This is a genomic window from Nocardioides luteus (assembly GCF_000960475.2).
Taxonomy (GTDB): domain Bacteria; phylum Actinomycetota; class Actinomycetes; order Propionibacteriales; family Nocardioidaceae; genus Nocardioides; species Nocardioides luteus_A.
This window is the reverse complement of record NZ_JZDQ02000040.1, coordinates 21,301-43,567: the sequence shown is the minus strand read 5'-3', so window position 1 is coordinate 43,567 and position 22,267 is coordinate 21,301. Positions and strand designations below refer to the sequence as shown.

Annotated in this window: 23 protein-coding genes; 15 read left to right on the top strand and 8 right to left on the bottom strand. The window is 69.7% G+C overall.

Annotated features, from left to right (window positions below):
• The first annotated feature begins 70 nt into the window (after positions 1 to 70).
• Together UG56_RS23205 and UG56_RS23200 are read left to right on the top strand one after the other, a co-directional pair.
• Entirely contained in the window at positions 71 to 451 is a 381-nt protein-coding gene (locus UG56_RS23205; RefSeq protein ID WP_045547543.1) for a cupin domain-containing protein, read from the top strand.
• A 218-nt stretch (positions 452 to 669) separates the two neighbouring features.
• Entirely contained in the window at positions 670 to 2,217 is a 1,548-nt protein-coding gene (locus UG56_RS23200; protein ID WP_045547542.1) for a hypothetical protein, read from the top strand.
• Between the two features lie 36 nt (positions 2,218 to 2,253).
• On the opposite strand, the gene UG56_RS23195 is transcribed toward UG56_RS23200, so the two are convergent.
• From UG56_RS23195 to UG56_RS23185, 3 genes are all read right to left on the bottom strand, one after another.
• Positions 2,254 to 2,736 (bottom strand): GNAT family N-acetyltransferase, encoded by a 483-nt coding sequence (locus UG56_RS23195; protein ID WP_084101504.1) that lies wholly within the window; start codon positions 2,734 to 2,736, stop codon positions 2,254 to 2,256.
• Positions 2,737 to 2,833: 97 nt separating this feature from the next.
• A complete protein-coding gene (locus UG56_RS23190; protein ID WP_045547541.1) occupies positions 2,834 to 5,857 on the bottom strand; it encodes a family 16 glycoside hydrolase in 3,024 nt (1,007 codons plus the stop codon).
• A 115-nt stretch (positions 5,858 to 5,972) separates the two neighbouring features.
• Positions 5,973 to 6,575 carry a TetR/AcrR family transcriptional regulator gene (locus UG56_RS23185; RefSeq protein ID WP_045547540.1) on the bottom strand — a complete coding sequence of 201 codons (603 nt, stop codon included), beginning with the start codon at positions 6,573 to 6,575 and terminating at the stop codon, positions 5,973 to 5,975.
• Positions 6,576 to 6,653: 78 nt separating this feature from the next.
• Between UG56_RS23185 and UG56_RS23180 the strand changes: the two genes are divergently transcribed.
• Complete coding sequence (locus tag UG56_RS23180; protein WP_045547556.1) at positions 6,654 to 7,142, top strand: J-domain-containing protein; 489 nt, start codon at positions 6,654 to 6,656, stop codon at positions 7,140 to 7,142.
• A 12-nt stretch (positions 7,143 to 7,154) separates the two neighbouring features.
• Here the strand turns inward: UG56_RS23180 and UG56_RS23175 are convergent, their stop codons facing one another.
• A complete protein-coding gene (locus UG56_RS23175; protein WP_045547539.1) occupies positions 7,155 to 7,592 on the bottom strand; it encodes a MarR family winged helix-turn-helix transcriptional regulator in 438 nt (145 codons plus the stop codon).
• An 86-nt stretch (positions 7,593 to 7,678) separates the two neighbouring features.
• Here UG56_RS23175 and UG56_RS23170 point away from each other — a divergent pair, with 86 nt between their 5' ends.
• Positions 7,679 to 8,569 (top strand): alpha/beta hydrolase, encoded by an 891-nt coding sequence (locus UG56_RS23170; RefSeq protein ID WP_045547538.1) that lies wholly within the window; start codon positions 7,679 to 7,681, stop codon positions 8,567 to 8,569.
• Here the strand turns inward: UG56_RS23170 and UG56_RS23165 are convergent.
• A complete protein-coding gene (locus tag UG56_RS23165) occupies positions 8,566 to 9,006 on the bottom strand; it encodes an iron chaperone (protein WP_045547537.1) in 441 nt (146 codons plus the stop codon). The two genes, UG56_RS23170 and UG56_RS23165, sit on opposite strands and share 4 nt — an antisense overlap.
• 73 nt (positions 9,007 to 9,079) lie before the next feature.
• Complete coding sequence (locus tag UG56_RS23160) at positions 9,080 to 9,757, bottom strand: TetR/AcrR family transcriptional regulator (protein WP_045547536.1); 678 nt, start codon at positions 9,755 to 9,757, stop codon at positions 9,080 to 9,082.
• Between the two features lie 103 nt (positions 9,758 to 9,860).
• On the opposite strand from UG56_RS23160, the gene UG56_RS23155 reads away from it, so the two are divergent.
• The 4 genes from UG56_RS23155 to UG56_RS23140 are packed head-to-tail and all read left to right on the top strand — an operon-like array spanning position 9,861 to position 14,341.
• Positions 9,861 to 11,018 carry an acyl-CoA dehydrogenase family protein gene (locus UG56_RS23155; RefSeq protein WP_045547535.1) on the top strand — a complete coding sequence of 386 codons (1,158 nt, stop codon included), beginning with the start codon at positions 9,861 to 9,863 and terminating at the stop codon, positions 11,016 to 11,018.
• 20 nt (positions 11,019 to 11,038) lie between these two features.
• Positions 11,039 to 12,028 carry an AurF N-oxygenase family protein gene (locus tag UG56_RS23150; protein WP_256206849.1) on the top strand — a complete coding sequence of 330 codons (990 nt, stop codon included), beginning with the start codon at positions 11,039 to 11,041 and terminating at the stop codon, positions 12,026 to 12,028.
• Positions 12,000 to 12,836: an alpha/beta fold hydrolase gene (locus tag UG56_RS23145; protein WP_045547533.1), complete on the top strand. Its 837-nt coding sequence runs from the start codon at positions 12,000 to 12,002 to the stop codon at positions 12,834 to 12,836. Before UG56_RS23150 ends, UG56_RS23145 begins: the two co-directional genes overlap by 29 nt.
• Positions 12,833 to 14,341, top strand: a complete 1,509-nt coding sequence (locus UG56_RS23140) for a flavin-containing monooxygenase (protein WP_045547532.1) — start codon at positions 12,833 to 12,835, stop codon at positions 14,339 to 14,341. Before UG56_RS23145 ends, UG56_RS23140 begins: the two co-directional genes overlap by 4 nt.
• On the opposite strand, the gene UG56_RS23135 is transcribed toward UG56_RS23140, so the two are convergent.
• Complete coding sequence (locus UG56_RS23135; protein ID WP_045547531.1) at positions 14,338 to 14,988, bottom strand: class I SAM-dependent methyltransferase; 651 nt, start codon at positions 14,986 to 14,988, stop codon at positions 14,338 to 14,340. The two genes, UG56_RS23140 and UG56_RS23135, sit on opposite strands and share 4 nt — an antisense overlap.
• 15 nt (positions 14,989 to 15,003) lie before the next feature.
• Complete coding sequence (locus tag UG56_RS23130; protein WP_218145270.1) at positions 15,004 to 15,762, bottom strand: IclR family transcriptional regulator; 759 nt, start codon at positions 15,760 to 15,762, stop codon at positions 15,004 to 15,006.
• A gap of 125 nt (positions 15,763 to 15,887) precedes the next feature.
• On the opposite strand from UG56_RS23130, the gene UG56_RS23125 reads away from it, so the two are divergent.
• From UG56_RS23125 to UG56_RS23095, 7 genes are read left to right on the top strand one after another with little or no spacing between them, the layout of a single operon-like run.
• Complete coding sequence (locus tag UG56_RS23125; RefSeq protein WP_052693248.1) at positions 15,888 to 16,451, top strand: tripartite tricarboxylate transporter TctB family protein; 564 nt, start codon at positions 15,888 to 15,890, stop codon at positions 16,449 to 16,451.
• A gap of 4 nt (positions 16,452 to 16,455) precedes the next feature.
• Positions 16,456 to 17,961: a tripartite tricarboxylate transporter permease gene (locus UG56_RS23120; RefSeq protein WP_045547529.1), complete on the top strand. Its 1,506-nt coding sequence runs from the start codon at positions 16,456 to 16,458 to the stop codon at positions 17,959 to 17,961.
• A gap of 36 nt (positions 17,962 to 17,997) precedes the next feature.
• The gene (locus UG56_RS23115; RefSeq protein ID WP_045547528.1) at positions 17,998 to 18,993 is read left to right on the top strand and encodes a Bug family tripartite tricarboxylate transporter substrate binding protein; all 996 of its coding nucleotides are present in this window, start codon (positions 17,998 to 18,000) and stop codon (positions 18,991 to 18,993) included.
• Positions 18,993 to 19,676, top strand: coding sequence for a methyltransferase (locus tag UG56_RS23110; protein ID WP_045547527.1), 684 nt, complete (start codon positions 18,993 to 18,995; stop codon positions 19,674 to 19,676). Before UG56_RS23115 ends, UG56_RS23110 begins: the two co-directional genes overlap by 1 nt.
• Complete coding sequence (locus tag UG56_RS23105) at positions 19,673 to 20,074, top strand: universal stress protein (RefSeq protein ID WP_045547526.1); 402 nt, start codon at positions 19,673 to 19,675, stop codon at positions 20,072 to 20,074. The genes UG56_RS23110 and UG56_RS23105 overlap by 4 nt, the downstream gene beginning before the upstream one ends.
• 34 nt (positions 20,075 to 20,108) lie before the next feature.
• Positions 20,109 to 20,927, top strand: coding sequence for an NAD(P)-dependent oxidoreductase (locus tag UG56_RS23100; RefSeq protein ID WP_045547525.1), 819 nt, complete (start codon positions 20,109 to 20,111; stop codon positions 20,925 to 20,927).
• Positions 20,924 to 22,267 (top strand): TRAP transporter large permease subunit, encoded by a 1,344-nt coding sequence (locus UG56_RS23095; RefSeq protein ID WP_045547524.1) that lies wholly within the window; start codon positions 20,924 to 20,926, stop codon positions 22,265 to 22,267. Before UG56_RS23100 ends, UG56_RS23095 begins: the two co-directional genes overlap by 4 nt.

Below are 22,267 nucleotides of genomic sequence, written 5' to 3'. Positions count from 1 at the left end.
CCGGTTGACGATATCGCGAACGCCTCTCTAACGTATTAGACAACCAAGTTGTCTAATTTGAGGAGAGGCCATGTCTGCCACCAAGATCGCTCAGCCGGACGCGCGCCGCACCGAGACGCCCAACGCGTTGATGACGACGCTCGCCTCGCCGACGCAGGGAGGCACCCAAACGCTGAGCCTCTGGCGGGTCAGCATGAACCCCGGCCAGAGCGGACCACTGCACGTCTTCGATGTCGAGCAGGTCTGGCATGTCCTGGAAGGTGCGGCGACGATCGTCGTCGGCACCGAGTCGATCGAGCTGTCGGTCGGCGACACCCTGGTGATCCCCGCCGGTGCTCCGCGTCAGATCCGCACCGGCGCCGGAGCTGGATTCGTCGTGTCCGGCCCGGCGAGCGGTCAGGCGACCACCCCTGACGGAGCCGACTCGGTCTCCCCGCCGTGGATCGTGTGATGCCGCGGGCGGCCAGCCCTTGCCCTTCGGTCACGGCAGTTTCTCCAGAGCGCCTCCGATCGGCCGATGTCGTCAATGCTGCTCGCGTGCAGCTGGTCGATCTTCGCTGCTTCTCGACAGCCGACATACCGAGCGGCAGGGCGAATCGGCGTTGCCGTCATCAGTCGCGCTTGCTTTAATTCTCAGGCCTTCTCGGGGCCAGACTTAGGAGCAGATATATGCGGAAGTCGGTGCTCACCGTTGTGGGCGCTCTGTCACTGATGTTCAGCCTCGCGGCCCTGCAGGCGCCGCCGGCGAGCGCGGCCGTCACCATCTCCGCCTCGGCATCTGCCTCCACGGTGAGCGAGGGATCGGCCGTCCGGATCAGCGGCACCGCGTCGGGGGCGAAGCTCGGCAGTGTGGTCAATCTGCAGCGCTGGTACGACGGTGCGTGGCACCGGGTGGCGAGCACGAAGCTCGTCGACACCCGCCGCTTCTCGTTCCGCATCACGCCGCCAAGGGGAGTACAGCGCTACCGCGTGCGTAAGCCAGCTCAGCTCGGCCAGGCGGCTGCCACGTCACCGACGGTCTCCATCACGGTGACGTGGCGCCCGAAGGTGACGGCCACGACCTCCGCGTTCCTCCGATCCGACCGCCTCTGGATCACCCGGGTGACGGGCGTCGCCCCGGCGTACGCCACCGTCAACGTGCAGCACTGGGACCAGGCGACCAGCCGATGGATCACAACCGGGCCCGGTGCGGTTGCCGACTCCGCGGGGCGCTACCGCGTCGATGTCGAGAGGCGCCCGAACGGCTGGCGCTTCCGCATGGTGAGCTCGCCCTCGGGGCCGCGGTTGAGCGGCTACTCCACCACCCTCAGCGCCATTCAGCGGCCGGTGCCGCTGGCGATGAACCAGGAGACCCAGATCGGCGCCCTCGTCGCCGACCCTGCCACAGGCGATGCCTCGCTCGCGCTGCCTGCGACGGCCGGCGATCTCGTCTCGGTCGCCATTACCGCGGAATCCATCGTCTCGACGGTCAACGTCGAACTCAACGGCACTCCGATCGCTACGTTGGAGCCCTACCAGCAACGTGTCTCTACGTTCCGTGCTCCGTCGACGGGCACTTATCGTCTGACCTCCCATATCTACAACACCGGGGTGTCCGGCGCAGTCACGATCTGGACCTCAACAGCCAAGACGAAGGCATTTGACGAGTTCTGCTGCGACGCCGACCAGGACCGTCCCGGTCAGATCGTTGATTTCACCGTGCCGGTGTCCGCTGACGACATGTTCACGCTGACGGTTCCGGAGTACGAGCAGTGGCCGTTTCCCTACCGGTCGTTCCTCGACCCCGACGGCATCTCGCTCGAGCCGCTCTATTCGATGCGTACGGCCTACGGGAACGCCCGTGTGTTCAGGCTGCCGAAATCCGGCACGCATACGCTGCGCTACGTCCCGCACGAGCTCGATCCGATGACGGTGCGCGACTACCTGAATCCGATCGCCACGACGGACGCGACTCTGGATGGCGACCCGGTGCTCGGAGGGCCCCGGACGTCGTCGGGGGCCGGACGGTTCCGTCTCAGGGTCCCGGCGGGCACGACCTTCATCATCAATTCGCGTGTTTCTGGCCAGTTCCTCACACCATCCGGAGACGTTGTGGAGGTCGGTGCGGGGGAGACGTGTTTCGAGAACGCCGTGGGCGGGCAGTACGACTTGATCGTCTGGACATTCGACACGGTCTCGTTCTCTGCCCGGACCGCAAGGCGATGCCCGAACAACTGACCTCACAGGCATCGGCGCGGGCGGCGCGGACCAGCGTCAATGGCATCCCGACGCCGGCGTCGATGGCTCCAGATCGAGAGACCACGTCACGACACGATCGCCCCCGTCGTACTCCCACGGGTCCGAGACAGCGGTGAAGCCCGCCCGCTCGTAGAGCGCGATGGCGCGTACGTTCGTCTCACGGACATCCAGCTCGATGCGCTGGAGCCCGGCACGCCGCGCATGCTCGACGGCATCGGCGACCAGGGCCGCGCCGAGGCCGCGCGAGGTGACAGTGGGGTCGACGCAGAGCCGGGAGAGGAGCGCGACGCCGTCATCTCTGGTGATCGTGAGCGCGAAGCCGTCCGGTCCCGACCCGACGACGGCGAAGCGTACGGTCGGCTCGGCGAACGCGGCTCGCGCTCGCCGCGCAACGTCGGCAGCGACCTCCGAGCCGTCTCGGGCGGCGATCACTCGTGTCCACAGGTCGACGCAGGGACTCGTGTCGCTCATGGATCCGGGGCGGATCGAGAAACTCATGCGTTCAGTGTCGCCGGTGGGTGGCAACGCACACCCGCCGGCATGGGCGCCTCCCCTGGTGGGGAAGGCGCCCAGCCGGCGGCGCGGGCGAGCGACGTCAGTCGGTGAGCTCCTTCACCTGGACGTTGCGGTAGTAGACGGTCTCACCCCCGCCGTGGTTCTGCATGCCGACGAAGCCGGCGAGGTCGCGGGCGGGGTCGGTGCTGGTGAAGTCGTTCACCAGGGTCCCGTTGAGGAAGACCCGGATGCGAGAGCCCTCGACGCGGATGTCGTACGAGTTCCACGACCCGACCGGCTTCAGCGACGCGGCGATGGCCGACGGGTCCGCGCCCTGGAAGGTGTAGATGGCGCCGGTGGTGCGGTCCGGGGCGTCGGTGGCGTCGATCTGGACCTCGTAGCCCTGGTTGACCGCGACCCACGGGTCGTTGCCGGGGTTGGGGAAGCCGACGAAGACGCCGCCGTTGTTGTCGTTGATCAGCTTCCAGTCCAGCCGCAGGCTATAGTCGCTGAACTCCTTCTGGGCGTACCACAGCAGGCCCAGGCCGTTGGTCGTACGCAGCGAGCAGTCGTCCTGGCGGCCGAACGAGCCCGGTCCGGCCATCCGCCACGAGGCGAGGGAGGCGAGGGTGCCGTCGAAGAGCGACGTGTAGCCCGGGGCGGGTCGCCGCGGCGTACAGACGTCTTCGCCGCCGCCCACCTTGAGCACGTCGAAGTTGACGTTGCCCTCGTCGCCTTCCTCGTAGCGAAGGGCGATCCGGTTGACGCCGGCCTTGAGCCTCATCGGCCGGGTCGCGGTGCCCCAGGTCTGCCAGTCGCCGGTGGACTCCAGCGCCCACGGCTCGACCTCGGTGCCGTTGAGGTAGACCGAGACGCGCTTGGTGCCGGGCGCCGGGTCGGGGCCGTTGGCGTAGCGCAGCCGGACCGGGTACGTCCCGGCCCGATCGACCTTCGCGTCGAAGGTGACCGAGGCGCCGACGGTGCCGAAGCCGTCCACGAACCCGGAGCCGGAGTAGCCGTTGTGCTCGAGGTCGACGTCGGCGCCGCCACGCAGGGTCGCCTGCTCGGCCTCGAGGTAGTTGCGGTCGGCCGGCGACTGATAGCCGGGGATCGAGTTGAGCGTGTACCAGGCCTCGGTGTTCCACAGCTCCTTGCCGCCCTCGCTGGCGAACGGCCGCGGCGAGCGCAGGTGCACGACCCGGCCCTCCTCCAGCCCGTCCACGGTGAGCTTCACCGACCTGCGGTCGGCGGACACCTCGGCACCCGAGACGAACAGTGGACGCTCGTCGATCTTCGGGCCGCCGTACGTCGGGCGCGGCGCGTAGCGCCAGTGGTTCATCCGGAACGCGGCGTTCGGGTCCGCGGCGATCTTGTCGACCGTCGCCTGGGACAGCGGCTGGGTGTAGCTGATCTTGAACCCGTTGCCGGTGGCACGCATCGAGAGCATGTCGAACGCGGAGCCGCCGCCCGGGCTCATCCGCTGCAGGCCGTAGCGGAGCTTGCCCGGCTCGCTCCAGTTGCCGGCCTCGCCGATGCCGCCGACGTAGATCGACCCGTCGGGACCGAGCAGGGTGCGGTTCACGCCCGCCTCGAGACCGGCGGAGTAGCGGAAGACCGCGCCCTGGTACTCACCGTCGACCTTCTCCAGGAAGCCGCGCTGCAGACCGCCGTAGGTGACGTCGCCGAAGATCATCTGCCCCGCGTAGGCACCCTTCTCCAGCATCACCGGGCTGCTCGGGGAGTTGCCGATCTCGTTCTGCGGCACCCACAGGGCCGGATCGGTGACCGGCTGGTCGTCGAAGGGGCCGGAGGGGTTGGTGTAGTGGTTGAAGAACCGTCCCGGCTTGACGTGCACCAGCTTGGAGCTGGGCAGCCAGGCGCCCTGGTTGTCCATCACGAACAGGTCGCCGTCGGGTCCGCGCATCATCCCGTTGGGCGTACGCAGCCCACCCGCCACATAGGTGACCTCACCGGTCTTGCGGGAGATCTTCAGCGTCGTGCCGCGGTTGCGGGCCGGCTGCGGGTCGGTGGTCGCGCCGCCGAAGTTGATGGCGACGGAGAGGTTGACGTAGAAGTTCTCCTCGTCGTGGAGGAGGCCGAAGGCGAACTCGTGGAAGTTCTCGCCGAACGGCCACTCCGCCACCTTCTGGTGCCGGTCGTAGAAGCCGTCCCCGTCGGGGTCGGTCAGCTCGGTGAGCTGGTCTCGCTCGGAGACGAAGATCGACTCGCCGATGACCGCCACGCCCATCGGGTTGAACAGGTCGGTCGCGACCTTCTCGACCGTGACGTCCTCGGGTCCGGTGGCGGTGCGAGCGTTGCTGAGGAAGAAGATCTCGCCCGGCTCGGGGTTCTCCACCCACCCCGACGGGCTCACCGACCCGGAGGTCACCACGGCGAGCCGGCCGTCCGGCGCCCAGTCCAGCGCCGAGACCATCGGCTCGAAGCCCTCGGGCCGCAGGTCGGTCAGGTCGTACGCGGGGTGGACGCTGTCCAGCTGCATGCCGTCACCGGCGGTGTCGTCCTGACCCTCGCAGTACTTCGTGCCCGGCGCGGTCACCCGCACCACCCCGGCCTCGGTGCTCAGGACCTCGGTCGGCACCAGCGCGAAGTCGGCGGCGCCCGGCGGCCGCCACTGCAGCCGCAGCACCTCGCCACCGCCGTCCTCGAAGTGCTCCACGCGCAGGTCGTGGTAGCCCTCGCTCAGGGTGACGCTGCCGTCCTTGGCGGTCTCCCCGTGCAGCCCGTCGTGGTCGATGACCTCCGACCCGTCGATGACCAGCCGCGAGCCGTCGTCGCTGATCAGCCGGAAGTCGTACGTCCCGGCAGCATCGATGCGCAGGTTGGCCAGCGCGTGCGAGATGAAACGGTCGGCGAGGCCGAAGTCGCCGGGCGAGTCGTAGTCGATGACCGAGGTGAGCCGGTCGACGTTGGGCGTCTGGCCGGCACGCAGCGTGCACAGCTCTGAGATCGGCCGGGCCATGTCGTAGGTGCGCAGCGTGACGCCGGGCTCCTGGGGTGGCAGATCTTGTTCCGCTGCGGTCGCCGGGCCGCTGCCGAGCAGCGTCGCCACGACCGACAGGCCGGCGAGCGAGCCGAGCACGGCTCTGGACGGGGGGACACGCATGGAGGCCTCCGTGGGGGATGTGTCGAGCGTCACATCTGAACGTAGGGGCCAAGGAGAACTTCGTCAAGAAGTTTTGAAACTTTCGCAAATAGGTTTCAAATGAGAGATGGGCGGCTCAGGGTGTCGGCGAGAAGAGCCGGTCGAGGTGCTGGTCGACGGCGGCCAGGGCGGCCCGGGGCTCGATCACCCCGAGCTCCAGCAGCGGTGTGAAACCGGTCAGCGAGAGGACGAGGTCGGTCTCGATCGCAGGGTCGCGATCGGCGAGGATCTGGCCGTCGGCGATCGCCTGCCGGACGAGGCGCTCGACCAGGTCCCGTCCCTCGCGAAGCCCGGCACGGGCCACCTCGCGCAGCTCGGGGTCGTGCAGTGCCTCGAGGACGTACGCCGCATTCATCCGGCTGGTGGCGCGGGTGTCGGGGTGCAGCGGGAGTATCTCGGTGATGACCGCTCGCAGGACATCGCGAGGGTGCGGGGGCTGGTCGAGCCCGGCCAGGCGGTGCGCCACGCGGGACGAGGTCTGCTCGGCGGCGAACTCCATCGCGAAGGTCAGCATCGAGGTGCGGGACGAGAAGTAGTGCTGCAGCTGCCCGAGGGAGACGCCCGCCTCGCGGGCGACCTCGCGCATGGTCGCGCGCGGCCAGCCCTGCTGCTCGACCACTCGCCACAGCGCGTGCGCGATCCCTTCCCGTCGTTCGCGGTGGTCGACGATCTTCGGCATCTCGGTGGTCCCTCCGTGTTTTCAATACGCGTGACATAATACAGGTGACTTGCATCCGTGAGAGGCCAGGTGATCGGCATGCAGCCCCATGACCCGTACGCCTACGCGATCGACGACGCGGTCGCGGTGGCGCTGCTCGCCGACGTCCAGGTCCGCAAGGCGATCGCACGCGGCGACTTCGACGACCTGCCCGGCAGCGGCGAGCCGATCGACCTGCCGGACCACCACGACCCCGAGTGGTGGATCAGGAGCCTGGTCCAGCGAGAGCGCATCGCCCTGCTGCCTCCGTCCATCCAGCTCCGCAAGGACGACGCTGCGCTGGACGAGCGCCTGGACCGGCTGGCCGACGAGAAGGCCGTACGTCGCGAGATCGACGACTTCAACGAGCGCGTGATCCGAGCCCGCTACGAGCTGCCGGCGGGCCCGCCGCTGATCACGATGCCGCGCGACCCCGACGCCACCGTGGCCGCCTGGGTCGAAAGTCGAGCGGGCGGCGCAGCGAAGGCTCGTGAGGCCGCGCCCGGTGATCGGCGGACCCGTCGCCGCAGATTCTTCCGTCGCCGATAGGCGGCCGGTCGCTCACCGCGCCAGCTCCTCCAGCACTGCCCGGAGCTGACTCATCACCCGTGCCGTGGTCGCCAGATCGTCGGCCGCGATCCCCTGCAGCCGCTCGGAGATCACCGCGTCGACGGTGGGGGTGGCGGCGGCGAAGGCGCGCTCGCCGGGTGCCGTCAGCACCAGGATCGAGGACCGCCGGTCGTTGGGGTTCGACGCCCGCCGGCACAGCCCTGCCGCTTCCAGCCGGTCGACCGCCTTGCTCGCCGTGCCGACGCCGATGTCCATCGACGCGACGATGTCGGAGACGCGGCACTCGGGAGTCGTCGCGATCAGCTCGAGCATCTGGAACTGGCCGAGCGTGAGCCCGTCGTGCGCGGCGCGCACCCGTGCGTCCAGCTGGTTGAAGAGCCGCGTCTCGGCGCGGACGAGGTCGGAGAAGAGCCGCCAGCCGTTGGCCATGAAGTAAAAACCTGCTTCCAGGGAATTATATCGAAAGGAATCTACTTCCCTTCGATACAACATCGTCCCACACAGGAGGAACGGCCATGAGCAAGAAGCAGCGCGACGCACTGGACGCGGCCATCCGTGCGTATCCCTTCGACCCGACGGTGAGCGTCGAGGAGGCTCGAGCCGGATTCGAAGAAGGCCAGACGCTACCTCTGTCCAGCGAGGCACGGCCCGTCACGATCGGCGGGATCTCCGGACTGGAGCTGTACCCCGACGCCACCGAGGGCACCCTGCTGTACATCCACGGTGGCGGATACGTCGTCGGCTCCGCCCGGACCGGTGCCTCGCTCGCCGACGGCCTGGCCGGTCGTGCCGGGCTGCGGGCGGTCTCGATCGACTACCGGCTCGCTCCGGAGGCTCCCTATCCGGCGGCCGTGGAGGACGGGCTCGCGGCGTACCGTGGCCTGCTCGACGCGGGTGTGGAGCCCGAGCGGCTCGTCCTGGCCGGCGACTCGGCCGGGGGTGGCCTGACGATGGCGACCCTGCTGGCCGCCCGCTCGGCCGGTCTGCCGCAGCCGGCCGCCGCCGTGCTGTTCTCGCCGTGGACGGACCTGACGCTCTCCGGTGCGACGATCGAGACCAAGGTCGATGCGGATCCGCTCTTCGACCGCGCCGCCCTCGAATGGTTCGCCGGCCGCTACCTCGGCAGCGCCGACCCGGCCGATCCGCTGATCAGCCCCGCGTTCGCCGACCTCGCCGGTCTTCCCCCGCTGTTGATCCAGGTCGGCTCCCACGAGGTGCTGCTCGACGACTCCGTCCGGCTTGCCGCCAGGGCGGCGGAGGCCGACGTGGAGGTGATCCTCGAGGTCGGTGCCGAGCTGCCGCACGTCTTCCAGAACCAGGCCGGGTCGCTCGACGAGGCCGATGCGGCCCTCGACCGGGCGAGCCGGTTCCTGACGGAGCGGCTCGCGGGAGCGCTCGCCCGCTAGCTCGCCGCCCGCGTCACGAGGTCGGTCAGGCGCTCCTCGACGGCCGGGGTCATCGCGGTGACGGCGAAGACGGTCGGCCAGATGTCGCCGTCGTCGAGGTTCGCCCACTCCTGGAAGCCGACCTCGGCGTAGCGCATCTTGAACTTCCCGGCGCACTTGTAGAAGACCACGACCTTGCCGTCGGCGTTGGCGTAGGCGGGCATGCCGTACCAGGTCTTCGGGGCGAGGTCGGTGGCGTGCGTGGTGACGATGCGGTGGAGCGTCTCGCCGATCGCGCGGTCGTTCTCGTCCATGGCCTCGATCTTCGCGAGGCAGTCGGCGAGGTCGGCCTCGGCCTTCTTGCTGCCGGTGCCGCGCTTGGCGGCCGTACGCCGTTCGGCGGCGGCCTCCTTCATGGCGGCCTTCTCTTCCTCGGTGAACGTGCTGCTCTTGGCCATCGGTCTTCCTTTCGGGTTGGTCTGTCGAGACGAGCCTAGAAAGTCGCGAGGCCGGACGCTTCTTCGTTCCTGATCAATCCAGGGGCGTGTAGACCATGTCCTCGCGCACCTCGAGCCCGAGGCCGTCGAGCATGTCGATGAGCACCACCACGACCTGCCGGGTGAGCCGGTCGATGAGCTGATCCCTGGTCTCGTCGTGGTGATCGAGCCACCAGATGATGCTGGCGTCGACCATGCCCATCAGGCCGGCGAGGATGCCGTCGGACGGCGTGCCGCTGGCCTCGGAGGCGCGGAGGTAGGAGGCCATGGCGTCGATGAGCTCGTCGAGGAAGCGGTTGCGCCCCATCCGGGCCCGGTGCAGGGCCCTGGTCTGGTGCTGCGCGGCGATGAACCGGTAGAGGTTGGGGTGCTCGTCGGCCCAGGCGACGCAGGACTCGATGATGCCGCCGACGACCTCGCGCGGGGTCCCGGCGCGGGCGAGATGAGGGCGTACGCGGCGGATCAGCTCGGTCGACGCGAACCGGACGACCTCGGCGTCGAGCTGCTCCTTGCTGGCGAAGTGGCGATAGACGTTCGGGCGGGGGAGGCCTGCGCGCTCGGCGACCTGCGCCATGCCGACGCCCGGCCCGCGCTCCTCGATCGCCTCGACGGCCGCCTCGACCACCTGGGCGCGCCGCGCGTCGTTGTCGAGCGCCTCCTTCGCGGACCGGCGCCGGACCGTGGAGTCCACCCACTTCACCACGTCAACCACGTGGTCAGCCTAGCGAGACGTCACCGGCTACACCTTGTATCCAGGGGATAAGTGGGACACCATGTCCTTGATACAGCATGTACCCACCACCGAAAGGCCACGTATGTCCCGCCGCTCGCCCTGGATGGACCAGGACCTCGACGACCTTCGCGACCTTGCCCGGACCTTCTTCGAGAAGGAGGTCAAGCCCAACATCGACACCTACATCGCCGACAAGCACGTCGACCGCGACCTGTGGCGCAAGGCGGGCGAGCTGGGCCTGCTGTGCCTCTCGATCCCCGAGGCGTACGGCGGTGGCGGTGGCACCTTCGCCCACGAGGCCGTGCTGATCGAGGAGCAGGCCCGGGTCGGCGACACGTCCTTCGGTGCCTCGCTGCACAGCGGGATCGTGGCTCACTACCTGCTGGCGTACGGCACGGAGGAGCAGAAGAACGAGTGGCTCCCGAAGCTCGCCTCCGGCGAGGTGGTCTCCGCGATCGCGATGACCGAGCCCGGCACCGGCTCCGACCTGCAGGGCATTCGCACCAAGGCGATCAAGGACGGCGACGAGTACGTCGTCAACGGCGCCAAGACCTTCATCACCAACGGCCTCCTGGCCGACATGGTGCTGGTCGCGGTCAAGACGAACCCGGAGGAGGCCGCGGCCGGGATCTCCCTGGTCATCGTGCCGACCGACACCGAAGGCTTCCGGCGCGGCCGGGTGCTCGACAAGATCGGGATGAAGGGGCAGGACACCTGCGAGCTCTTCTTCGACGACGTACGCATCCCCGCCTCGAACCTGCTCGGCGACAAGGAGGGCGACGGCTTCGTCCAGCTGATGATGCAGCTGCCGCAGGAGCGGCTGATCGTGGCGGTCGGCAGCGTGGCGGCGATGGAGTTCTGCTTCGAGGAGACCCTGCGGTACGTCAACGAGCGCACCGCCTTCGGCCGCCCGGTCTTCGGCTTCCAGAACACCAAGTTCGAGATGGCCGAGATCGCGACCGAGGCCCGGGTGGCCCGCTCCTTCATCGACGAGTGCGTCGAGCTGCACGTCAAGGGCGAGCTCGACATCCCGACCGCCGCGATGGCCAAGTACTGGAGCTCCGAGCGCGCCGGCCTCGTCGTCGACAAGTGCCTCCAGCTCTTCGGCGGCTACGGGTTCATGGAGGAGTACCCGATCGCCCGCGCCTTCACCGACCTCCGCGTCCAGCGCATCTACGCCGGCACCACCGAGATCATGAAGGAGATCATCAGCCGATCCCTTCCGGTCCCCACCCGATGAGAACCACGAAGGAGGTCGTGATGAACACGACGACGAACACGACGACGAAGCAGTCCTACTACGACACGCTCCGGACGCTCTCGCAGGCGTCGGTCGACCAGCACTTCCAGGCGTTCAAGGACATCGCCTGGGACGACCCCGAGTTCCACCTCGACCCGAACGACGAGCGCTTCATCCTCACCGACGCCGACGAGATCGGCCGTCACGAGTGGTACAAGTCGCTCTCCACGGAGCGCCAGATCCAGATCGGTGTCTACCGCTACGCACAGATCGCGAAGGTCGGGCGCCAGTTCGAGCAGGTGCTCATCGCCGGTGTGATGCACCACCTGATCCTGGCGAAGGACGGCAACCCCGAGTTCCGCTACGCGATGCACGAGGTCACCGAGGAGACCCACCACATCCAGATGTTCCAGGAGTCGGTCAACCGGTTCGTGGAGAACTCCGGGGTCGACGGCGTCGCCGGAGCCCCGGGATGGTTCGCCTGGCTCGCTCCGCTGGTGACGTCGGCCGGGACCTGGTTCCCGGAGATCTTCTTCGTCGGCATCCTCGGTGGCGAGGAGCCCATCGACCACCTGCAGAAGAGCATCCTGCGGGCCGGCGGCAGCCACCCGCTGATCGACCGCGTCATGCAGATCCACATCGCCGAGGAGGCGCGCCACATCGGCTTCGCCCACCAGTACCTCGAGCACCACTGGCAGCGGATGAACCCCGTCAAGCGGCGTGTGCTGACCTACCTGTTCCCGGTCGTCATGCGGCTCCTGTGCGACGTGATCATGGTGCCGAGCAAGCAGGCGCGCGAGGACATGGGCATCCCGAAGGACGTCGCCCAGGAGATCTGGTGGAAGTCCGAGGAGTCCGAGAAGCTCCTGCGCGACCTCTTCTCGGACGTACGTCTCCTCGCCGACAACCTCGGCATCCGCAAGGGACCGGCCAAGCTGGTCTGGCGGGCCCTCGGGATCGACGGGCGGGCGGCGCGCTTCCGTGCCCAGCCGTCCAGCGCGGCGATCTGACGTGCTGGCGTACGAGAGTGCCGGCGCGGGCGAGCCGCTGCTGCTGATCCACGGCATCGGTCATCGCCGCCAGGCCTGGCACCCGGTCGTCGACCGGCTCGCCGAGCACCACGAGGTGTTCCTCGTGGACCTGCCGGGACACGGTGAGTCGCCGGCCCATGTGACGGACGGCCGCTCGCCGCGGCAGGCGCTCATCGAGCCGCTGGAGGAGTTCATGGCCGCGGCCGGCCTGGAGCGTCCGCACGTGGTGGGCAACAGCCTGGGTGCGCTGATCTCGCTGGAGATGAGCAAGCACGGGCTCGCCCGCAGCGTCACCGCGATCTCCCCGGCCGGCTTCTGGCGCAACGACGTCGAGTTCGCCTACGTACGGGCGCTGTTCGCCTCGGTCATCGCGACCTCGGAGGTGCTGAAGCCGGTCGCGCCGTGGCTGATGCGTCATCGCTGGGGTCGGACGCTCGGCCTCAGCTGGCTGACCGCCCGGCCGACCGCGATCCCGTCGGAGGTCGCCTACGCCGACCTGTGCAACATGCTCGACTCCAAGCAGGCCGTGCGCGACATCATCCGCGGCGGCTACCTCTTCGACGGTGCGGTGCCGGCGGACGTGCCGATCACGATCGCGTGGGGCAGCAAGGACCGGGTCCTGCGTCCCTACCAGGCCGGCCAGGCGCGGGTACGCCTGCCCGGAGCACGTCACGTCGAGCTGCCCGGCTGCGGGCATGTGCCGATGGCCGACGACCCCGACCTGATCGCCGACACCATCCTGGCGACCACCCAGGATACGAGCACGCACCTCCGGAGGACCGCATGACCACCCAGCGACACGTCGACGTGCTGATCGTCGGGGCCGGCCTGTCCGGTGTGGGCGTCGCCAGCCAGCTGACCCGCGAGCGGACCGGGCGGACGTACGCCATCCTCGAGCGCCGCACCGCGATGGGCGGCACCTGGGACCTGTTCCGCTATCCCGGGATCCGCTCGGACTCCGACATGTTCACCTTCGGCTACGGGTTCCGGCCGTGGCACGGCACCAAGGTGCTGGCCGACGGCCCGAGCATCAAGCGCTACATCGAGGAGACGGCGGACGAGTACGGCGTCACCCGCCACACCCACTTCGGTCGCAAGGTCGTCTCCGCCTCCTGGTCCAGCGAACGTGGCCTGTGGACCACCACCGCGCTCGACGAGACCACCGGCGAGACGGAGGAGTGGACGAGCCACTTCCTCGTCGGCGCGACCGGCTACTACGACTACGACCAGGGCCACCGCCCGTCGTTCCCCGGTGAGGAGCGGTTCCAGGGTGAGGTCGTCCACCCGCAGCACTGGCCCGAGGACCTCGACCACACCGGCAAGCGCGTCGTCGTCATCGGCAGCGGCGCCACCGCGATCACCCTGGTCCCCAACATGGCCGAGAAGGCCGAGCACGTCACGATGCTGCAGCGCTCGCCGACGTACGTCGTGCCGGTCCCGGCGAACGACCCGGTCTCAGCCGCGTTCAACCTGCTCAAGGTGCCGAGCCGGGCGGTCTACGGCACCGGACGGGTACGCAACATCCTGCTGCAGCAGGGCATGTACCGCTTCTGCCGCACCGCTCCCCAGGCCGCCCGGAAGGCGATCCTGGCCGCGATCCGCGCCCAGGTCGGCGGCGAGGTGGACATGAAGCACTTCGAGCCGAGCTACAACCCGTGGGACGAGCGGCTCTGCGTGGTGCCGAACGGCGACCTGTTCTCCGTCCTGCGCCGGGGCGAGGCGTCGATCGTCACCGACACGATCGACACCTTCACCGAGACCGGCATCCGGCTGGCGTCCGGCGAGGAGATCCCCGCCGACATCGTCATCACCGCCACCGGACTGAAGATCCAGCTGCTCGGCGGCATGCGCGTCGAGGTCGACGGCGACGTGGTCGACACCCGCGACCGGATGCTCCACAAGGGCACGCTGGTCGAGGGCGTGCCCAACGCGATGATCGTGATGGGCTACACCAACGCGTCCTGGACGCTGAAGGCCGATCTCGCCGGGGCGTACCTGTGCCGGCTGCTCAAGCACATGGCCCGCAACGGCTTCGGCCAGGTGGTCGCGGAGGCGGCGGACGAGGATCGCGAGGAGGTCTCCGTGATGGGTGCCTCGATGCGGTCGGGCTACATCCAGCGCGGCGATGCCGTGATGCCCCGCCAGGGCAAGCGGGCGCCGTGGCAGATCCGGCAGGACTACCTCTACGACACCCGTGAGCTGCGGCTCCGTCCCGTCGGCGACCCGAACCTGCGGTTCACGGTTCGGACCGCGACCGTCCCTGCGCCCGTCGAGGAACGGGTGCCCGCCTAGCGCCCGGCGTCGGGCGCCCGCCCGACGACGATGGCACCCGGGACCTCGTCGTCGGGCCGCATCACGAGCTCGGCCTCGATCGCGAACCCGGCCTCGCGCAGCCAGCGGGAGATCTGCTCGGGCCGCCGCCGGTGGCTGTCGACGTTGATCGGGCGCCCGGTGTAGCCGGTGGTCGAGTGCCGGGTCTCGTCGCCGACGTGGAACCCGACCAGCACCGGTGCGCCGGGTCGCAGCACCCGCCGGAACTCCTCGAACACCCCCGGCACCGCCGCGTCGGGGATGTGGATGACGGACCAGAAGGCGAGTACGCCACCCACGGATCCGTCCGCCAGCGGCAGATCGGTCATCGACCCGACCTCGAACCCGAGATCCGGGTGGTCGCGTCGCGCGATCGCGATCATCTCGGGGGAGAGGTCGATCCCGAACGCGTCGACCCCCAGGTCGTGGAGGTGGCGGGTGACGTACCCGGGGCCGCAGCCGACGTCGGCCACCGGCCCACCGCCGGCGTCACGCACCGTCTCGGCGAACACGTCCAGGCTCGCCCGCAGGTAGGGGCGATCGTCCAGCAGGCCGCGTACCTTCTCGGCGTAGCCGGCGGCGTCGGTGTCGTAGGACTCGCGGGTCTGGTTCAGCCAGTTGTCGGGCATCGCGGTGGCTCCTGGTCAGCCCACGCGCGAGGCGAGCGCGCTCGCCGCCTGGCGCACCTCGTGGCCGAGGGGAGTGGGGTCGGTGAAGGCGGGGTTGGTGGTCTGGCCGGCGACCTGGATCGCCGCGAGGAACTCCCCGTCGGCGTTGATCAGGGGTGCTCCGACCGAGGATGCGCCCACCACACGTTCGTCGTGGGACGCGACCCAGCCGCGCTGCCGGATCTCCTCGAGCTCACGCCGGAAGTCCTCCAGCGAGACCCGGGTCCCGTCGGCCCGGGTGAACTCGTCGATCCCGCCGAGCACTGAGTCGAGCTCCTCGGGATCCATGTACGCAGCGATGACCTTGCCCGCGCCGAGGTGGAGCGGGAGCCGCTCGCCGATCGGGAGGACGTAGCGCAGCGGGTCGCTGCCCTCGACCCGGGCGATCACGGCGCGGGAGGAGCCGGCGCGCACGAACACGGACGCGGTGAGGCCGGTGGCGGCGGCGAGCTGCTGCAGGATCATCGGCGCGGTGGCGGCCAGCCGGTTGGTGGCCAGGTAGGCGTGCGCCCCGAACAGCATCGCGACGCCGGTGCGGTAGCCGCTGCCGTCCTGCTCGACGCGACCGCGCGCCTCGAGTGCGTTGAGGATGCGCTGGGTGGTGGCGACGTGCAGGCCGGCTCGGCGCGCGACCTCGCTCAGTCGCAGCGGCGTACGTGTCGCCTCGAGCACCTCGAGGACGTCGATGGCTCTCTCCAGAGAGCGCATCGTGCTTGCCGGTTTCTCCTCGCTCACGTGCCTCCTCCGTTCCGTCGCGACGCATCGAATCCTCGCACCCCCGACCGCGAGGGCTTGACAGGGTGACGACCGTCACGGATAGTTCCTCATGCCGTGATACACCTTATCACAGAATGAGAAACATGAGCGACAACACCCACATCCCCGCCGCTACGGCGGAAGGCGGTCCAGCGACCGCCGACGACCGCCGGCAGTCCGTCCTGCCGCTGGTCGTCGCGGCGCTCGTCGTCGCCATCGGCGCGGCCGCGTTCATCGGCTCGCGCTCCCTCGGCTACTGGGACGACCTCGGGCCCGGGCCGGGCTTCTTCCCGCTCTGGCTCGGCGTGCTCCTCGTTGTGCTGGGGCTCGTCTGGTTCGGCCAGGAGCTGCGCGCACGGCTCCGGCCCGGGCTCGCGAGCAAGCCGGCGGCCGACGAGGAGGAGACGCCCGACTACTCGCTTCCGAGCGTGCTGGCCATCCTGGTGAGCCTGTGCGTGCTCGCCGCCTGCCTGGTGCCGGTCGGCTACCAGGTCAGCATGCTGGTCTTCCTGCTCTTCCACCTGCTGGTGATCGGCCGCCGCGGGCTCCTGCAGTCGCTGGTCATCGCCGTGGTCGGGAGCTTCGGCGTCTTCTACGCCTTCACCCGGCTGCTGACGGTCCCGCTGCCGGTCTCCAGCATCCCGATCCTGCGCGACCTGGGGCTGTGAGGTCATGGATTCCTTCACCGCACTCCTCGACGGCTTCGCCTCCGCGCTGACGCCGCAGAACCTGCTCTTCGCCCTGATCGGCTGCCTGCTGGGCACGATCCTGGGCATCCTGCCCGGCATCGGCTCGACCGCCGGCATGGCGATCCTGATCCCGCTGACCCTGACGATGGACCCGGCGAGCGCGATCATCATGCTGGCCGCGATCTTCTACGGCGGGGCGTACGGCGGGACGATCACGAGCGTCCTGCTGAACATCCCGGGCGAGGGCGAGTCGGCGATCACCTGCATCGACGGCTACCAGATGACGTTGCGTGGCCGGGCCGGAGCAGCGTTGGCCACGGCCGGGATCGGCTCGTTCATCGGCGGCACGATCGCCACTCTCGCGCTGGTCGTGGCGGCGAAGCCGCTCTCCGAGCTGGGCCTGCGGATCGGTCCTCCGGAGTTCTTCTCGCTGGTGCTCATCGGCCTTGCTCTGCTCGTCGGCCTGGTCGGGCGATCGGTCCTCAAGGGAGTCATCTCGGCCTGCCTGGGCCTGCTGATCGCCATGGTCGGCATCGACCCGGTGATGGGGCTGCCGCGGTTCACCTTCGACCAGCCGCACTTCTTCGACGGGATCAGCTACGTACCCGTCCTGGTCGGCATCTTCGGGCTCGGTGAGCTGCTCGCCACCAGCGGTGGCGCGGCCCCCAAGCCCACCGCCCCGACGCTCCGCCAGCTGCTGCCGACGAGAACCGACCTGCGCCGGGCCGCGCCCGCGATCGGACGAGGCGCCTCGATCGGCACGGTCATCGGGCTCATCCCGGGGGTGAGCTCGGCGATCTCGTCGCTGCTGGCCTACAGCACGGAGAAGAAGATCTCCCGGCATCGCACGGAGCTCGGCAGTGGTGCGATCGAGGGCGTGGCCGCTCCCGAGACGGCCAACAACTCGCACAGCAACGCCGCCTTCATCCCGCTCTTCACGCTCGGCATCCCGGCCTCGCCGGCGATCGCGGTGCTCATGGGCGCCTTCCTGCAGAACGGGCTCACCCCGGGGCCGCAGCTCTTCACCGAGGCGCCCGACCTGGTCTGGACGGTCATCGCCAGCCTGTTCGTGGGCAACCTGCTCCTGCTGGTGCTCAACGTCCCGATGGTCGGCCTGTGGACCCGGATCCTGGCGATCCCCTACTCGGTCCTGCGCGCGGTGATCTTCGCCTTCATCGTGATCGGTTCGTACGCCGTCAACAACTCAGTCATCGACATCTACGTGATGGTGTTCTTCGGCATCGTCGGCTTCGTCTTCCGCCAGGTGCACCTGCCGCTCGCGCCGTTGGTGCTCACCCTCATCCTCGGCCCGTTCATCGAGAGCGCGCTGCGGGAGTCCCTGCAGATCTCCCAGGGCGACTTCGGGATCTTCGTCGACCGTCCGCTGTCGCTGGTCTTCCTCCTGGTCGCCCTCGCGATCCTCGCCGCCTCCGTGCTCAGCGCCGGACTGAAGAGAAAGGCAGGGCTGCCCACCGACGCCGAAGTCTGACCCACCCCTCCCGTCACGACACGAAAGGTCAACACCATGAACCGCGCACCTCGCGCACTCACCCTCGCCGGCATCGGGCTCGCCTGCCTCTCGCTCGCCGCCTGCTCCCAGTCCGGCACCACCACCGCGGCCGGCGACTACCCGGCCAAGCCCATCGAGCTCGTCATCGGGTACGAGGCCGGGGGCCCGACCGACATCGGTGCTCGCATGCTCGCCAAGGAGCTCGAGGACAAGCTCGACGCCACGATCACCGTGGTCAACAAGCCCGCCGCCAACTCCCAGGTCGCCTACACCGCGCTGACCCAGGCGAAGCCGGACGGCTACACCATGGCCGCCACCACGTTCCCGTCGGCGATCATGACCGTGCTCGACGAGAGCCGCGGCGCCTCCTACGAGCGCGACAGCTTCGCTCCCGTCGCCCTCCAGGTCATCGACCCGACCGCGGTCGCGGTCGCCCCCGACAGCGACATCAAGACCCCGAAGGACCTGGTCGAGGCCGCCAAGGCGAAGCCCGGCAAGCTGCGCGCGACCACGACCGGCGTCGCCAGCAACGAGCACTTCGCCCTGGTCAGCCTGAAGGAGGTCTCCGGCGCCGAGCTCGCCCCGGTGCACTTCGCCGACGGCAGCACGGCCGCCACCACCGCCTTCCTGGGCGGCAACACCGACGTCCTCCTCACGAACGTGAGCGACCTCCAGCCGCTGGCCGAGTCCGGCAAGGTCCGCATCGTCGGCGTGATGGACGCCGAGCGAGCCGAGTCGCTGCCCGACGTACCGACCTTCAAGGAGTCGGGCTACGACGTGGAGATCTCCTCCTCGCGCGGCTACGCCTTCCCGGCGGGCACACCCGACGAGGTCGTCGACGAGATGTCCACCGCCATCGGCGAGATCATGGAGGACCCGGCGTTCCAGAAGAAGATGACCGACGCCGGCCTCGCCCCGTCCTACCTGGACGCCGACGAGTACTCGGCCTACTGGGACGACACCGAGAAGACCTTCGGCGACCTGTTCCCGCTGGTGAAGGCGGACAGCTGATGACCGACAGCATCCTCACCGACCAGCAGCTCAACCCCGGCGGCCGCGTCGCCACGGCCCGGCCCGAGCGTCCCGACGAGGCTCTCCTCGACCGGTTCCGCCGTCTCCCCACGGCCAACATCGGCGACGCCATGGACCGGCTGGGCTCGCTCGACTCCGTCATCGCCCCCGCCTGGCCGGGCGCCAGCATGGTCGGCACCGCGTTCACGGTGTGGACCCGTCCCGGCGACAACCTCGGCATCCACCAGGCGCTCGCCCAGGTCGAGCCGGGTGAGGTGATCGTGGTGAGCGGCGGCGCCGACGAGTCGCGCGCCCTCATCGGCGAGCTCATCGGCGGCAAGGCCAAGGCCCGCGGCGTCGCCGGCTTCCTCCTCGACGGTGCCGTCCGCGACGCCGACGGCCTGGCCGAGTACGAGATGCCCGTCTTCGCCCGCTCCCGCACGCCCGCGGGCCCCTACAAGCATGGCCCGTACGCACTCTCCGTCGATGTCGCCGTCGCCGGCGTGGTCGTACGCCCCGGCGACATCATCGTCGGGGACGCGGACGGGGTCGTCGTGGTTCCGCTCGAGTCCGCGGCCGTGATCGCGGACCGGGCCGAGGCCAAGCACGCCGCCGAGGAGGCGACCCGTCGCGACATCGACGTCTCGCTCGGGATCGCCACCGCCGCGGGGGAGCAGCGATGACCGTCATCGTGGGCTACATGCCCGGCGACGCCGGCGAGCGAGTCCTCGCCGGCGCCGTCCGGGAGGCCCGGACCCGCGGCGCCTCGCTCCTGCTCGTGAACTCCTCGACCGGGGGCGCCTACGCCGACCGCGGCCTCGTCCCGGCCGCGGACCTCGAGGCGGTGCGGCAGCGACTGGCCGCCGACGGCCTCGAGGTCGACGTGCGCCAGTACGCCGAGGCCGTCTCCGTCGCCGAGACGCTCATCGACGAGGCGGAGCGGGTGAGCGCCGACCTGGTGGTCGTCGGTCTCCGCCGCCGCTCGCGCACCGGGAAGTTCCTCCTCGGCAGCACGGCCCAGACCGTGCTGCTGCGCGCCCCCTGCGACGTCCTGGCCATCCGGATCCCGACCGACGACTGACCCCTTGACCCTTCCACGCACCGAAAGTTCGACGATGTCACACAGCACGATCTCCGACAGTCCTCTCCAGGCCACCCACGTGGCGATCCTCGGCCTCGGCGAGGTGGGCCGCATCTACGGCGCCGCCCTCGCCGAGGCGGGCCACCGGGTGACCGGCTTCGACCCCTACCTCCACGAGGCGCCGGCAGGCGTCGAGGTGGCGGACACCCTGGAGAAGGCGGTCGAGGACGCCCGGATCGTGGTCGTCCTGACCGCGGCCTCGGCGAGCCGCTCGGTCGCCGAGTCGGTCGCCGGAGCGCTCGCCCCGGACGCCGTCTATGCCGACTTCACCTCCTCCGGGCCGCTGGAGAAGCGCGAGCTGGCCACCGTGTTCGAGGGGCGTGCGGACGTACGCCTGGTCGACGTGGCCATCCTGGGACCGGTCATCCTGCTGGGCACGGCCACGCCGCTGATGGCGGCCGGACCGGCCGGCGAGGTGGTGGCGGAGCTGATGCGGCCGCTGGGCACGCCGGTCGAGGTGGTGGGCGGCGACCTCGGCGACGCGATGGCCCACAAGCTGCTGCGCAGCGTCTTCATGAAGGGGCTCGCCTCGGTCGTGGTCGAGGCGGTCGGTGCCGGACGTGCCGCCGGGATGGAAGAGTGGGTCCGTGGCCAGATCGCAGGCGTTCTCGCCGGGGACGGACAGGCGGTCATCGACCGCTTCCTCACCGGCACGGCGAAGCACGCCGCCCGCCGGGCGGCGGAGATGCGCTCGACCGGTGCCTACCTCGCTGACCTGGGGGTCCACGCCGAGATGACGGAGGCCTCGATGACAGCGTTGGAGCGGATCGCCGGCGGCGGGAAGCCGTCGTGATCGGCGTCTGGGCGCTCGGCGTCTACCTGGTGGTGATCCTGGCCTGGACCACCCTGCTGCGCCGCAACGTCGGCGAGGCGATGGTGGTCGGGTTCGTCGTCGCCGCGGTGTTCAACGGCAGTCGGATCCTCAGCGCGGGCTGGGATGCCCTCTACGCCGCGCTCGTCGACGAGATCGTCTACGCCACCGTCATCTTCGTCTTCATGGGCTACCTCCTGGAGAAGGCGGGCGTCACCCACCGGATGATCGACCTGCTCGACGCCCTCATCGGTCACCACCGCGGCGGCCCGGCGTACGTCTCGACGGTCGCCTCCGCCGGCCTCGGCAGCATCGTCCACAACCAAGCGGCGATCGCCGCCACCGTCGGGTCGGTGACGATCCCGTGGATGGAGCGCACCCGCGTCGACCGCACCACCGCTGCCACGATCGTGGCCGGCAACGCGGGCATGGGCATCACCTTCCCGTTCAGCGCCTCGATGTTCGTCCTGGTCGGCTCCTCGGTCGGCGGTGCGCTCGTCGACATCGACTCGCTGATCGTGCCGCTGCTGATCGGTGGTCTGTGGTGCGTGCTCCACCGGCTGATCGTCACCTACCTGCTCGTCCGCCGCTCCACCCACGGGAGCGGGCCGGCGGTGTCGCGCAGCGGGCGGGACGTACGGGCGGCGTTCTCGCACGGCTGGCCGACGCTGCTCCTGTTCGCCGGGATCGCGATCCCGATCGTGCTCACCACCGGAGCCGTCGCCGAGGCGATCACCGAGCGGATCGACACCGACGTGACCGAGGCGCTGAGCCCGATCTTCTGGATGCCGGTGATCCTCATCCTGATCGGGCTCTTCCTCGGCCGTGACCGGCTGCCGCGCGACGGCCGGGGCTGGGTCGAGCTGATCGGCAGCTCGGCGCCGCGGTTCGGCGTCGTGGGACTGACGGTCCTGTTCGCCTTCGCGGGTGCGAACGCGCTCGCGACGACCGGCCTGCCCGAGCAGCTCGCCGGGCTGCTCGGCGACCTCGACCTGCCGGTCTGGCTGCTCGCCCTGGTCATCGGGATCATCGTCGTCGCGGTCGCGGCACCGCTGTCCAGCACCGCCACGATGGCGGCCGTCGGGGTCGTCGGTGTGGCCGCCCTCGCCGCAGCGGGCGTACCCGCCACCACCGCAGCGGTCGCCGTCCTCATCTTCTCCTCCTGCGAGGCCGCTGTGCCGCCAGGCGGAGCGCCGCTCTATGTCGCCTGTGGCATCGCCGGCGTCGATCCGCTACACACGTTCCGCAGGATGCTGGCCTACTACGCGCTGCCGCTGCTCGGCATCGGCGTGCTGGTGGCCTCCGGCATCCTGCCGGTCTGA